Annotated in this window: 11 protein-coding genes and 3 pseudogenes; 4 read left to right on the top strand and 10 right to left on the bottom strand. The window is 72.2% G+C overall.

The features are described from left to right. Nucleotides 1-1,071 carry a zinc-dependent alcohol dehydrogenase family protein gene (locus CES90_RS30590; protein WP_189787205.1) on the bottom strand — a complete coding sequence of 357 codons (1,071 nt, stop codon included), beginning with the start codon at nt 1,069-1,071 and terminating at the stop codon, nt 1-3. Nucleotides 1,072-1,595: 524 nt separating this feature from the next. Here CES90_RS30590 and CES90_RS30585 point away from each other — a divergent pair. Next, a complete protein-coding gene (locus tag CES90_RS30585) occupies nt 1,596-2,147 on the top strand; it encodes an Rv1733c family protein (RefSeq protein WP_308437924.1) in 552 nt (183 codons plus the stop codon). 104 nt (nt 2,148-2,251) lie between these two features. Here CES90_RS30585 and CES90_RS30580 read toward each other — a convergent pair whose 3' ends face one another. From CES90_RS30580 to CES90_RS30570, 3 genes are all read right to left on the bottom strand, one after another. After that, nucleotides 2,252-3,010, bottom strand: a complete 759-nt coding sequence (locus CES90_RS30580; RefSeq protein ID WP_189787204.1) for an HAD family hydrolase — start codon at nt 3,008-3,010, stop codon at nt 2,252-2,254. Nucleotides 3,011-3,040: 30 nt separating this feature from the next. Next, entirely contained in the window at nt 3,041-3,757 is a 717-nt protein-coding gene (locus CES90_RS30575) for a CBS domain-containing protein (protein WP_189787221.1), read from the bottom strand. Between the two features lie 140 nt (nt 3,758-3,897). Next, the gene (locus CES90_RS30570; RefSeq protein WP_189787203.1) at nt 3,898-5,616 is read right to left on the bottom strand and encodes a sensor histidine kinase; all 1,719 of its coding nucleotides are present in this window, start codon (nt 5,614-5,616) and stop codon (nt 3,898-3,900) included. A gap of 142 nt (nt 5,617-5,758) precedes the next feature. Here CES90_RS30570 and CES90_RS30565 point away from each other — a divergent pair. Further along, nucleotides 5,759-6,397: pseudogene (locus CES90_RS30565) on the top strand (putative PEP-binding protein); the annotation flags it as partial. A 646-nt stretch (nt 6,398-7,043) separates the two neighbouring features. Here CES90_RS30565 and CES90_RS30560 read toward each other — a convergent pair. After that, a complete protein-coding gene (locus CES90_RS30560; RefSeq protein ID WP_189787202.1) occupies nt 7,044-7,874 on the bottom strand; it encodes a universal stress protein in 831 nt (276 codons plus the stop codon). A gap of 271 nt (nt 7,875-8,145) precedes the next feature. Here CES90_RS30560 and CES90_RS30555 point away from each other — a divergent pair, with 271 nt between their 5' ends. Further along, nucleotides 8,146-8,538 (top strand): STAS domain-containing protein, encoded by a 393-nt coding sequence (locus CES90_RS30555; RefSeq protein ID WP_189787201.1) that lies wholly within the window; start codon nt 8,146-8,148, stop codon nt 8,536-8,538. Nucleotides 8,539-8,597: 59 nt separating this feature from the next. Here the strand turns inward: CES90_RS30555 and CES90_RS30550 are convergent. Further along, nucleotides 8,598-8,887: pseudogene (locus tag CES90_RS30550) on the bottom strand (phosphoketolase family protein); the annotation flags it as partial. A gap of 46 nt (nt 8,888-8,933) precedes the next feature. Between CES90_RS30550 and CES90_RS30545 the strand changes: the two are divergent. Then, nucleotides 8,934-9,546, top strand: a pseudogene (locus tag CES90_RS30545) (hypothetical protein). On the opposite strand, the gene CES90_RS30540 reads toward CES90_RS30545, so the two are convergent. The 4 genes from CES90_RS30540 to CES90_RS30525 all read right to left on the bottom strand — a co-directional run bounded on the left by CES90_RS30540 (nt 9,504) and on the right by CES90_RS30525 (nt 13,253). Further along, entirely contained in the window at nt 9,504-10,382 is an 879-nt protein-coding gene (locus CES90_RS30540) for a universal stress protein (RefSeq protein ID WP_189787200.1), read from the bottom strand. The pseudogene CES90_RS30545 and the gene CES90_RS30540 overlap by 43 nt on opposite strands. Before the next feature lie 5 nt (nt 10,383-10,387). After that, nucleotides 10,388-11,410: a zinc-dependent alcohol dehydrogenase gene (locus CES90_RS30535; protein WP_189787199.1), complete on the bottom strand. Its 1,023-nt coding sequence runs from the start codon at nt 11,408-11,410 to the stop codon at nt 10,388-10,390. A gap of 25 nt (nt 11,411-11,435) precedes the next feature. Further along, nucleotides 11,436-12,341: a universal stress protein gene (locus CES90_RS30530; protein ID WP_189787198.1), complete on the bottom strand. Its 906-nt coding sequence runs from the start codon at nt 12,339-12,341 to the stop codon at nt 11,436-11,438. Nucleotides 12,342-12,623: 282 nt separating this feature from the next. Continuing rightward, a complete protein-coding gene (locus tag CES90_RS30525) occupies nt 12,624-13,253 on the bottom strand; it encodes a DoxX family membrane protein (RefSeq protein WP_189787197.1) in 630 nt (209 codons plus the stop codon). Nucleotides 13,254-13,440 lie beyond the last annotated feature (187 nt).

Here is a 13,440-nt window from a genome sequence, read left to right as displayed (position 1 = left end):
TCAGGCCGCCGGAACGGCGACGACGTCGCGCCGGGGCTCGCCGAGCACGACCTTGAGCGCGCCGGTGTCGGCCGCGTGGGAGAAGACGTCGTACGCCTCCTCCATGTCGTCCAGTGGGAAGTTGTGCGTGACCAGGGACGAGGTGGGCAGCCGACCGGCGGCCGCCATGCGCAGCAGGGTGGGTGTGGAGTGGGTGTCCACCAGGCCCGTGGTGATGGTCACATTCTTGATCCACAGGTCTTCGAGGTGCAGCGTCGCCGGCTTGCCGTGCACGCCGACGTTGGCCACGTGCCCGCCGGGCCGCACCATGCGCGTGCACAGCTCGAAGCTCTCCGGTACGCCGACCGCCTCGATGACGACGTCCGCGCCGAGCCCGTCCGTGAGGTCTGCGACCAGCTGCTCCGGCGCCTCCCGGGCGTCGGCCACGGCGTCCGCCCCGAGCCCCTTGGCGGCCTCCAGCCGGGACGGGGCCAGGTCCACGGCGACGATCCGCTCGGGCGAGAACAGCCGGGCGGTGGCGATCGCCGCGAGGCCGATGGGGCCGGCGCCGACGATGGCGACGGTGTCGCCGGGACGGACACGCCCGTTGACCACGCCCACCTCGTAGGAGGTGGGGAAGATGTCCGCCAGCAGCACCGCGTCCCCGGCGTCCAGGGTGCTCGGCAGCGGGTGGACGGACAGATCGGCGTACGGGACGCGGACGTACTCGGCCTGGGTTCCATCGATCAGGTGGCCGAGGATCCAGCCCCCGCCGCCCCGGCACTGCCCGTACGCCCCCTCCCGGCAGAAGCGGCAGCGGCCGCAGGCGGTGATGCAGGAGACCAGCACCCGGTCGCCCGGCCGCACGGTCCGTACGTCGCTGCCGACCTCGACGACCTCGCCGACCGCCTCGTGCCCCAGGACCGTGCCGGACCGCACCTCGGGCACGTCGCCCTTGAGGATGTGCAGGTCCGTCCCGCAGATCGTGACGGCCTCCACACGAACGATCGCGTCGGTGGCGTCCTTGACACCGGGATCCGGTACCTCCTGCCAGGACGACTGTCCGGGGCCGTGGAAGACCAAGCCCTTCATGACGATCCCTGCCTTTCGCTGTCTCCCCCGGGTCCACCGACCGGCCGACCAGTGGCTCACATACGGCCGGTATGCCCGGAGGCGGGTGCGGTGCCGGGATTGCCCCGCAGATCCAGCTTGGCCCTCCCGGCCGGACCGCGCATGGGCCGGTCGGCCCCCGGCGCGGTGCCGGAGGGGGCAAGCGTGCTCGCTCGGCGGATCGCCCCACACGGCCCGCTCGTGGCGGCCCCGACCTCGGAATCCTGCCCCGGTCCCGCCGGCGCTGTGCACGACCGCCTGCCGGGCCGTCGCCCTCATGCCCCTTCCCTGAGGATGCGTCGGGGCCGACCCGTCCGCCGCAGGTCCCCGCCGGGCCAGGGCTGAACGGCCCCTCCAACCGGTCGAGTTGGTCCCGGTCGGCCCGGGGACGGCACCTGCTCGGCCCATGTGACCGCCGTTCCCCGACTGTCACCTTCCTGGGGAGACGGCGACGAGGAGGTAAGGACCATGAACGGCGGAAGGCACCCGAGGAAGGCGCTGTGGCGATGGCGGCGCAATCCGCTGCGCCGGCGCGACGACGCGACGACGCGACGGAGGCATGGATCGTGCTGGCCGTGTGGATGGCCACCGTGGTCGGCGGAACGATCACCGGACTCCTGACGGCTCGCGCCGCCGAAGGGGTCTTCGCCGAACAGCGCGCCGATCGTCGTTCCGTTTCGGCCGTGCTCCTGGCCGATGTCCCACTGTCGGCCTCGGGTATCGGCGGCGCGCACGACAAGGCCTCGGCGAAGGTGCGCTGGACGACCGCCGACGGCGTCACCCGTACCGGTTCGACCTTGGTGGAGACCGGACAGAAGGCCGGTGCCGAGGTCGAGGTCTGGACCGACGGTCGTGGCGCGCTGAGCACCGAGCCGCCCACGCCCACCGAGGCGGCCGTGGAGGCGGGGGTCCTGGGTGTGGCCGCCGGGCTCGCCCTGAGCGGTCCGGTGTTCGGTGTCGGCGCCGTCGCACGGTGGTGGCTCGACCGGCGGCGGATCCAGCAGTGGGGCACGGAGTGGACCCGGGTCGGCCCCCTGTGGAGCCACATGACGGGCTGACCGGGCAGGGGCTGACACCTGACCGGGCAGGGGCTGACACCTGGGGCGCATACCGCGCGTGAGGCGCACGGTATGCGCCCCCGGCCCGGCTGATCCCTCCTTTCTCACCGCTGAAGGCCGTCGTCGAGGAGTTCACCGAGGTCGCCCACCACGATGTCGGCGCCGTGCCGGAGCAGTCGCTCGCCGGTGGACGGTCCCTGGGCGCGGTCCACTCCGACGACCAGGAGGAAGCCGCCGCGCCGGCCCGCCTCGACTCCCGCCAGGGCGTCCTCGACGACCGCCGCACGGTTCGGGGGAACACCGAGACGGCGAGCCGCCTCCAGGAACAGGTCGGGGCACGGCTTGCCGGCCAGGCCCAGCCGGGCCGCCTCTCCCCCGTCGACCAGGACGTCGAAAAGATCCACTACGCCGGCCCCGGTCAGCAGCTCACGGGCGTGCCGGGAGGCGGACACGGCCGCGACCGGCATGCGCGCCGCCCGCAGGGCACGGACCAGCCGTACCGTCCCCGGGTAGGCGTCGACGCCCTGTTCGCCGAGTCGGTGGGTGAACAGCCGTTCCTTCTCCGCTGCCACCGCGCGTACTCTCCGGGCCACTGGTTCGATGCCACGCGACGCGAGGAAGGCGGCGGCACCGTCGAGGCGCGACCTGCCGTCCACGAAACGCAGGTAGTCGTCCCGGACGTCGAAGGGACGCCCCTGCCGGGGATCATCGGGCGGGTGGTCACGCAGGAAGGCGTCGAAGGCGGTCTTCCAGGCCGCGGCGTGCACCCGTGCCGAGTCGGTGATCACTCCGTCGGTGTCGAACACGACCGCCCGGACTTCCCGCAGCACGGGAGCGAACGGTTCCCGGGACCCGATGGCCATGTGCTCTCCTTCACGATCGGACGTCCTGCTTCACGATCCGGCGTGCCGGGTCGAGGTCGGGGCGGAGGCCGGGCCGGTGAGCGCGCAGTCGACGTCCACCACCCCCTCGACGGCGCGCGCGAGACGGGCGGCCAGGGGGAGGAGGTTGATGTCCCGGACTCGGCCCGTGAGGGTCACGGCCCCATCGCGCACGTCCGCCCGAATCGGTTCGTCGGTGTCGGGGGCGAGCCTTGGCACGACCTCACGCCGGATCTCCTCGGCGATGTCCGCGTCGTCGCGCAGGAACACCTTCAGCAGGTCGGAGCGGCTGACGACGCCCCGTAACCGGCCGTCGGCGTCGACCACCGGAAGCCGCTTGACCCGGTGCCGGGCCATCAGTCGCGCGGCCTGGGTCAACGTGGTGCCGGCGTGGACGGTGACGGCCGGCGCGGTCATCAGTTCCCCCGCCTCCACCGCGGCCGCCTTGATGAGGTCGGAAAGGCGCCGGAGCCGCGGATACGGGGCCCCTCCGGTCGGGACGTGTCCGGCCCTGGGCAGGTCCGGGTCACCGTCACGCAGGCCCTCCTTGTGCAACAGGTCCGCCTCGGAGACGACGCCCACGACGTGCCGCTCGTCGTCCAGTACGGGGACCGCGCCGACATGCCGATGCCTCATGGCCTTCACCATGTCCTTGAACGCCGCCTTGTGGCGCACGGCCGGCACGATGTGGGTCATCGCATCGCTCACGAGGTGGGGAGTGCCGACCATGACGACCTCCGAGGTGCTCGGGTGACACACTGCGGCACCTTCAGCGTCGGACACGGGGCCGTCCGGGGCACGCGGGGCCGAGTGGCCCCTTGGCCGCGCCGGCCTTCCCGATCCCACGCCGGTGCGGATCCGTCACCGCCCTACGGCCGCGTCACCGGTACCCGCCACACCAGTGTCGTACCGCCGTCGGCGGGGCAGTCCCACGCCATCCGGCCGCCGAGCTGTCCGGCCCGTTCCGCCAGGTTGCGCAGCCCGCCGCGGCGGCCGTCAGCCGGTATGCCCACCCCGTCGTCCCGGACCGTCAGCACCAGCTCGTGCCCGTCGGTCGTCACCACGATCTCCGCGCGGTCGGCGCGGGCGTGGCGGGCGATGTTGGTCAGTGCCTCGGAGAGCACGGCGACCACGTGGTCGCCGGTCTCCTTCGGTACGTCGGTGTCGATCAGCCCCTCCATCCGGACACTCGGGGCGAAACCCAGCACCGGTGCCACCTCGGCGACGACCCGCACCACGCGGGCCCGCAGGCCGATGTCGGCCGCGCCGTCCCGGGTGCGCAGGCCGAAGATGGTCGATCTGATGATCTTGATGGTCTCGTCGAGATCGTCGACGGCCCGCAGCACTCGCTCGGAGGCCTCCGGGTGCTCGATGAGGCGGCCCGCGCTCTGCAGGGTCATTCCGGTGGCGAAGAGGCGTTGGATCGCGAGGTCGTGCAGGTCCCGGGCGATCCGGTCGCGGTCCTTGAGGACCGCGATCTCCTCGGCATCCCGACGGCGTGCGGCCAGCTCCATGGCGATGGCCGCCTGGGCCGCGAAGACGCGGAGCGGTTCGGTCTCCTTGGTGGTGAAGAGCGTCCGTCCCGCCTCCCGGACCAGCAGAACGACACCGCGGATGCCCTCGTCCCCGGTGCCGACGGGGACCGCCACCGCCGGGCCGAGACCGGAGAAACGGGGTGGTCCGGCCCACACGCGCTGGTCGTGGGTCACGTCCTCGCTGGTGACCACGGTCGCGGCGACGAACGCCTCACCGATCAGGGTGCCCTCGACGGGCAGGACCAGCCCGCGGTGCGCTGCCGCCCCCTCGCCGATGGCCAGGTCCACCGTGAGGGAGTCGGTGCCCTCCATCGGCACCGCGACGACGGCCAGCGCCGCGCCGGTGATCTGCCTGGCCCGTTCGGCGATCAACCGGAGCACCAGGGCCTGCTCCGCTCCCGACATCAGATCGTGGGTGATCTCCGCGTTGGCCCGCAGCCACCGCTCCCGCAGCCGGGACTCCTCGTACAGCCGCGCGTTGTCGATCGCCACACCGGCCGCCACCGCCAGCGTCGACAGCACCGACTCGTCCTCCTCGTCGAACCGCGCCCCACCCCGCTTCTCCGTCAGATACAGATTCCCGAACACCTGCTCACGCACCCGGATCGGCACACCCAGGAACGAGTTCATCGGCGGATGATGAGGCGGGAAACCATGAGACGCCGGATGCTCGGACAGCTTCACCAGACGCAGCGGCTCCGGATGACTGATCAACTCCCCCAGGATCCCGTGCCCCTCCGGATACGGACCGATCCGGGCGATCTGCTCCGCACTGACCCCCACCGTGTGAAACGCCGACAGCCGCTTGCCGTCCGGCCCGATCACACCCAACGCCGCGTACTCGGCGTCCACCAACACCGCGGCCGCCTCCACGATGCCGCGCAACGCCTGCTCCAGCTCCAGCTCCCGACCGACCGACAGCACCGCCTCCAGCAGACTGTGCACACGATCACGCGTCCCCCGCGCCGCGTCCAAACGCGCCTGCAACTCCTCCAGCAGCTCATCCAGCCTCAGCTGCGGCAGCCGTACACGAGCTTCGTCGGAGCTTGCCACTGCGCTCCTCCATGTTCTGTCCGCGCGAGCGGGCACCGACCGGTCCGGTCATGAGCCACGCTAATGCGCGCGGCAGGAGTCGGACAGCGGACCAGGCAGAACCGGAATACGTGCCTCGCACATCGGTCCGACCCGGCTCACGGTCCGACCCGGCTCACGGTCACTGGTCGCCATGCAGGTACGCGCGATCGCCGAGGCGGTCGTGGAACGCGTCCGGGCCGGTGGGTCACCGCACGCGGAGATCATGGTTCCGCTGGTCGGCGCGGTCGAGGAGCTCCGGCTCGCCCGGGAGGAGGTGGAGCGGGTACTGGCCAGGGTCGGGGAGGAGACCGGTGTGCCCGTGCGGTGCCCCGTCGGCACGATGATCGAGCTGCCGAGGGCCGCGCTCACCGCGGGCCGGATCGCCGAGGAGGCGGAGTTCTTCTCCTTCGGCACCAACGATCTGACCCAGACCGCCTGGGGCTTCTCCCGCGACGACGTCGAGGCGGCGTTCTTCTCCGCCTACCTCGACAAGGGCGTGTTCACCGCCTCGCCCTTCGAGACGATCGACCGCGACGGTGTGGGCCGACTGGTCCGGATCGCGGTCGACGAGGGCCGCGCCGCCCGCCCCGACCTGACGGTCGGTGTGTGCGGCGAACACGGCGGCGACCCGGAGGCCGTGCACTTCTTCCACGCCGCAGGGCTCGACTATGTCTCCTGCTCCCCGTTCCGCGTACCCGTGGCGCGTCTGGAGGCCGGCCGGGCCACCCTGGCCGGGACGGACGTCAGCGACAGCCGGTGAGCGGTAGGTCGGTCCGAGCGTCCTGAGGGGCGTGGTGCGCGTGTGCCGCCCGGCACTCCAGGGACATCTGTCCCTCAGCTCCGGGACCATCGGCACCTGTGCGGCACCGGGGTCCGAGAGACAGTGGGAACAGGAGCGGCACCGATCCCCCGCGGTGTCGCTCCGTCCCGTACACACGAAAGCGCCGCCCTGCCCCCTCCTGCCCGGGGCGGGGCGGCGCGGGCGTGCCGCGCGTAAGGCGTGCGGGACGACGGCGACCGGGGCGACGGAGCGCCGTACGACCACGTAGGTCACGGGACCGGTGTGCGGAACGAGTGGGGACCGGCGTACTCGGCGTCCGACGACCACCGGGGAGGCGTCGCGGGAAGCGTCCGCCGGACACGCGGCGGCCCGGCCGACCACGGTCTCCTCGGCCAGGTCGACACCCGGGAACTTGTCCCGTCCAGGCCCAGCACGACATCGCGGTAAGCGGTCGTCCCAAGCCCGCTCCCGAAGGCATCGGTCCGATACTCCCTCGCGGCTTCGGCACGGACGAGGAGGACCGGCCGCTCGGCACGCGAGGCAGAGCGGTCGGCGCCGGGTGGAGCGATCCGTTCCCCGGCGAACGGCACGTAACCGTGCGGCTGCGGATCGCCGACGTGGACGGTCATGCGGCGGGGACGACGATCACGGGGCAGTGCGAGCGGTGCAGCAGGACGGGGGCGACCGGTGCGTGGTGCGGAGCGAGGGCGGACGTCCGGTGGTGCGAGCCGATGACCACCAGGGCGGCCTCACGGGTCGCTTCCAGCAACGCCTCCGGCGCGCTCGTCCGCACCGTGACGGCCTCCACCGGGACGTCGGGGTACCGCTCCCGCAATGCGGCGAGGGCGAAGCGCGGAACGGCCTCCTCGACGCGCTCGTACGAGGCGGCCGGGTCCCGTCGCCGGCCCGCGGTGCTCACGAGCGGCGGCAGTGCGGGCATGACGTGGCGATGGGGCCAGGAGTGCAGGACACGCAGCCGGGCGCCGCGTCGCCGGGCCTCTTCGAAGGCGTAGACGGCGGCCCGCTCGTCCGTGTCGTCCTCCAGGCCGAGCACCACCTCACGCCCCTCGTCGCACGGGTGGTCCCCGCGTACGACAAGCAGCGGACCGCGTACGTGCCGGGCCAGTCGCAGGCTGACCGACCCGAGGAGCAGGCCGGTGGTCCGGCCCATGCCACGGGTGCCCACCACGGTGAGGGCCGCGTCCTCGCTCTCCCGCGCCAGCGCCCGCACGGCGCCGCCCTCGGCCGCGACGGTCCGCACGAGGAGACCGGGGTGCCGCTCGCGGACGCGTGAGACGGCGGCACTCAGGACCGGTACGGCCTCGTCGCGGTCCGGAGCGGCGCACACCAGGCGCAGCCCGGCGCCATGCCGGATCGCTTCCCCGGCGGCCCAGTCAAGGGCCCTGGTGGAGGAGATGGTGCCGTCCACTCCTACGACGACCTGGTTGTCGGTCATGGCTCGGTTTCCCTTTCGACAGGCTGTGACCGGGGAGCACCGGACGGTGACCCCCACATGTCGATGCTTGTCGTGAACCGCCGCCCCGAGCAGGAGCCGGGAGAACCTGTGAGGGTGCCGAACGTCCCCTGTCCTCAGGGCCGTTCGGACCGGGGCGCGCTGACGGCGACAAGGGGGACACCGCCGGGCGGGGCCGGAGGCCCATGAGGGACCGGCGGAAGGGACCGAACGGCCCTTCCGCAGGTCGGAAGGGTTCGGCTTGTCTGTCCTCATGGACGACAACCACACGAGGTCCTCGACGTACCGCACGACCCGGGCGGCCGACGGCAGCACGGTCGTGACGCTGTGCGGCGAGCTCGACCTCCTGGTGGTTCCCGCCCTCTCGGCGGCCCTGGACGCCCTGACGGCCGTGTCCCGCCCCGACCTGGTGCTCGATCTGCGTCCCGTGTCCTTCATCGACTGCTCCGGGCTCGGTGTCCTGTGCCGGGCGCACAGGCGGATCCGCTCACGGCACGGCCGGCTGCGGCTGGTCACGTCTGACAGGGCGTTCCGGCGGCTGCTGCGGTGCACGCGGCTGAGCGGTGTCTTCGAGGTGTACCCGGGCCTGGCCGAGGCGCTCGCCGACAGGGCGCTGGTGGCAGAGGCCGCGACCTCACCCCTGTGAACCGCGTTCCGGCGACGACGTCAGGCCCAGTGCCGGTCGGCGATCTCCGGCAGGTCGGTGCCGTGCTCGCGGATCCAGGCAACGCACAGGGCGTCGAGGTCGCGTGCCTTGATCACCCGGTTGAGGTGGGTGTAGAGGAGGGTGAGCCCGGGAGAGGTGCCCCAGTGCCCCAGTGCCCGAGCAGCCGCGGCTTGGTGTGTTCCGGGAGCAGCGGCTCGGTCAGCAACGGGTTGGCCATCAGATAGATCTGCCCGGCCGCGAGGTAGTTCGCGGCCCGCCAGTGGGCGTCCAGGGTACGCAGTCCGTGGTCGGAAAGTACGGTGACGTTCTGGTGTTCGACCTTGGTCATGGGTGACTCCGGAAGTCATCGACGGAGGTTGTCGGATGGTGGCGGCATGGCCGACAAGAAGGCGACGAAGGTGCCGCGGGCGGCGTACGGGGAGGAACTGCTGCGTCCGCAGAGGGAGTTGGTCAAACTCCAGGAGTGGGTGCGGGCCGAGGACGCTCGGCTGGTCGTGATCTTCGAAGGCCGGGACGCGGCGGGCAGGGGCGGCACCATCGAACCAGGGAGGAGCTGCGCGAATACTGGTTCTCGGTGAGCGACACCGAACAGCAGGAGCGCTTCCGGCGCCGTCTGGAGGACCCGCTGCGGCGCTGGAAGCTGTCGCCGATGGCCCTGGAGTCACCCGCCCGCCGGGAGGCGTACTCCCGGGCCAAGGACGACATGCTGGTGCACACCGACATCACCGAGGCGCCCTGGTACGTCGTGGAGAGCGACGACAAGCGCCGGGCGCGGCTGAACATGATCGCCCACCTGCGGGACTCCGTGCCGTACCACGAGGTGATGCCCTCGATCCTCGAGCTGCCGGAGCGCCCGCCGTCGACCGGCTACGAGCGCCCGCCGCGCGATCTGCGGACCTACGTCCGGATCACGCGGCGGGTCTCCGAACAGCCGGTCACCGTGCTCACTCCGGCTCGGGCACGATCACGACCGGACAGGCGGAGTGATGCAGCACGCCGTGCGTCACCCGGCTCAGCTGGAGTCCGAAGTGCCGCTGCCGACGCTTGGCTCCCACGATGAGGAGGTCGGCGTCGTGGGAGGCGTCCGACAGGACGGTCCGGGCGTGGCCCTCGACGGTACGGCGGCGCAGCCGGACATCGTCGGGGGTTTCCTGGAGAGCCGCCTCCAGGCCCTCCACGGCCCGCTGCTCGTGCAGCCGTGCGGGCTCCCCGGCCAGCAGCGGATGGTCGGTGGTCTCGTGCGCGGGGCACCGCCAGGCCCGTACGGCTTCGACCTCCGCCCCGCGCAGCCGTGCCTCCTCGAAGGCGAAGCGCACCGCCGCCGAGGACGTCGGTTTCTCCCCGACGCCGACGACGATCCGGCCGTGCGTCGCGGGCTGGGCCCGGTTGTCATGGCTGCCACGTACGACGACCATCGGGCAGTGCGCGTGCGCGGCCACGGTCAGGCTCACCGAGCCCAACAGCGCCTCGGTGAGGGCACTGCGCCCGCGGGTGCCCGTAACCAGCAGGGAGGCGGTCCGGCTCTCCCTCAGCAGCGTGTACTCGGGTTCCTCGGGCAGCACATCCGTGGTGATCTTCACCTCCGCCCGGCGGAGGTTGGCGCGCAGGGAGGCGCTCTCCACGATCTCCTCGGCCCGCACCCGCTCGGACGGCTTGCCCAGCTCCTCGGCGAGCGCTGCACCCTCGTACCGCTCCCACAGCGAGGCGTACACCAGCCGCAGCGGCACTCCGCGCAGCGCGGCCTCGTCGGCCGCCCAGTCCACGGCCCGCAGACTGGGCTCGGAGCCGTCCACGCCGACGACGACCGGCAGGTCCATCGCCATCTCCCTCACCGCCCCGCACCGAGGTCGAACACGATCCGGGCCTTGACCTGGCCGCGCAGCACCTCGTCGATGGAGTCGTTGACGGAGGCAAGCGGGCGGGTCTCGCAGATCACCCTGGTCCGGCCGTCCGCGTGCAGCTGGAAGACCTCGGCGAGGTCCTGCCGGGTGCCCACGATCGAGCCGATCACACTTGTGCCGTTGAGGACGGTGTCGAAAATCGGGACCCGGACGGTGCCGTGGGCGGGCAGGGCCACCATGACCAGTTTGCCGCCGCGCCGCAGACCGGAGTTCACGGCCTCGAACGCGGCGTCGTTCACGGCGAGGGCGATGGCCGCGTGGGCTCCCCCGTGCCGCTTGAGCACCTCGCCGACGTTCTCCTTGCGGGCGTCGATGAGAAAATCGGCGCCGAGTTCGGCTGCCAGTTCGAGCTTCTCGTCGGTGACGTCGATCGCGGCGACCGTCGCCCCGGCGATCTTGGCGTACTGCACGGCGAGGTGGCCCAGTCCGCCGACCCCGGAGACCGCCACGAGCTGCGTGGGCCTCACGTCGGCGACCTTCAGCGCCTTGTACGTGGTCACACCGGCGCAGGTGAGCGGGGCCGCGTCGACGGCGCTGACGCCGTCCGGCACCGGTTGGGCGAAGTCGGCCCAGGCGAGCATCTTCTCGGCGTACCCGCCGTCGCAGCCGTAGCCGGTGTTGATCTGCCGCTCGCACAGCGTCTCCCAGCCGGACAGGCAGTGCTCGCACCGCCCGCAGGCCCTGCCCAGCCACGGCACGGCGACGCGCTGGCCGAGGCCGAGGTGGGTGACCCCGTCACCGAGCTTCTCGACGAGGCCGACACCCTCGTGACCGGGGACGAACGGCGGATTCGGCTTGACTGGCCAGTCGCCGTGGGCGGCGTGGATGTCGGTGTGGCACAGTCCGGACGCCTCGACACGGATGCGGACCTGCCCGGGGCCGGGCTCGGGATCGGGGCGGTCCTCGATGACCAGAGGCTCGCCGAAGGCTCGTACGACCGCTGCCTTCATGGGTTCAACTCCTCGGATTGTGGCGTCAGTGGTGCGGGACGACGGCGACGGGGGCGGTGGAGTGGTGCAGGACGGCGTGGGTGACGGGGCCGATGTGGGCGCCGAACGGGTTGCGGCGGATGCGGCGGCCCACGACGACCAGGGAGGCCTCGCGGGAGGCGTCGACGAGGTGGTTGCCGGGGGTGCCGTAGGGGGACTCCTCGGTGACCTCGACGTTCGGGTGCTTCTCGCGCCACGGGCGCAGGGCCTCGGTCAGCGCGGAGGTCTCACGGCGGGCGAGTTCGCCGTGGAGTTCGAGGTCTGCGGCGAGGCCGTAGGCGTAGTACGGGGGCGGGTTCCAGCCGTGCACCACCCGCAGGGAGGTGTTGCGGCGTGATGCCGCGGCGAAGGCGAACTCGACCAGTTCCGCGTCGGGGCTCTCGATGTCGAGGCCGAGGACGACGGGCCGGAACGGGGTGGCGGCGGAGGGGATGCCGGCCGGGTCCATCTCGTGCTCGTCCGCGGCCATTTCGTCGGCGCGGACCAGGACGACCGGCCGCTCGGTGTGCGCCACGACAGCCAGCCCGACCGAGCCGACCATGAAGCCGCCGATCCCGCTCAGGCCGCGGGAGCCGAGGACCAGCAGTTCGGCGTCCTTCGCCGCGTCCGCCAGCACCTCGGAGGGCCGACCGGACGCTTGCTCGGTGGTCACGTCGAGGCCGGGGTGGCGCAGCCGGAGGCCCTCGGCCGCCTCGCGTGGAATTCGCTTGGTCCAGTGCTGATGGGTCTCCGCCCCGAGCAGCGGTGCCTGCGCGATGGGCTCCGGTACGGGCTCCCAGACATGGACCAGCTTCAGCGGCACGCCGAGCAGCCGTGCCTCGCGGGCCGCCCACTCGGCCGCCGCGCGGCTCTCACGGGAGCCGTCGAGACCGACGGTGACGGTGCGGTTCATGATCTCCACCTCTTGGGTCGGGGTACTGATCAAAGGGTTGAGCGGGAGTGCCGAGTCGGGCCCTGGGTCGGGAAGTCCTGGGTCTCGGGGCCCCGGACGGGCCCCGACTCGCAGGTCATGGCCCAGGAACGGGCCCCGGCGGTGAACCGGGCTCCCGAATCGAGCTTCTTCCCTGGGCCGGTCCCTCGGCAGGGGCCGCAGGTCCCTGCCCGGGGCCGACAGGCCCTGTCCGGCGTTGTCGTGGGGCGGCGGACCCCGTCGGGCCCGCCGCCCCTCCCACGGTCAACGCAACCAGGGGCTGCGGCGCACCAGAGGAAGCCTCGCCCAGAGCCTGCCGAGGCCAAGGGTGTCCCCGGCGGCCGTGGCGGCGAGGACGATCAGCACGACGGCGTAGACCCCGTGGTACTCCGCGAACGGGTTCGTCGACATGCTGGGCGAACCGTCGGAGAGATGCTGGGCGGGCGGCCACTCGGCGACCCACATCAGCGCCATCATCACGGTGCCGGCGAAAGCGGTGAGCCGCAGCGCCACACCGGCGGTGAGGGCGAGCCCGATACCGAGCAGACCGAGCATGAACAGCCAGTCGGCCCAGGTGTCTCCCGCCCAGGAGTGGAAGGTGGACTCCATCGGCCCGACGGCGACGGAGCCGAGGAAGCCCTTCGTCGGCGAGCCGCCGTCGATCCAGCCCTTGCCGGACTGGGTGGCGTAGCCGAGGCCGAAGGTCTTGTCGAGGAACGCCCACAGGAAGACGAATCCGGTGAGCAGACGCAGGGAGGCGAGGGGGTAGGCAGCCACCGCGTGGGTGCCGGTCGCCTCCGACAGGGTGGGCTCAGCCGGCGAGGCGGTCCGCCGCCCGCGGAAGGACGGCAGGTGGAAACCCGGACTCCGGTGAGGGTGCTCGTGCACGGCCATGATGGGTCCTTTCGGAGACGGTCGGGACGTTGTGTGATGCCCTCACTCTCGCCGGGGTCGCCGAAGCGCGCCGGATGCCGAAGGTCTGCGGTTGTGGGGCTGAACGGCCCTGTCCGCAGGGGCTGTTGGGCGACAAGATGCCAAGGGGCACGAGCGGCGTCTCGTGGCCGGACCTGCGCGGGAGGGC

The sequence above is a fragment of the Streptomyces capitiformicae genome (assembly GCF_002214185.1).
Classification (GTDB): domain Bacteria; phylum Actinomycetota; class Actinomycetes; order Streptomycetales; family Streptomycetaceae; genus Streptomyces; species Streptomyces capitiformicae.
This window is presented reverse-complemented; position numbering and strand designations above follow the sequence as displayed.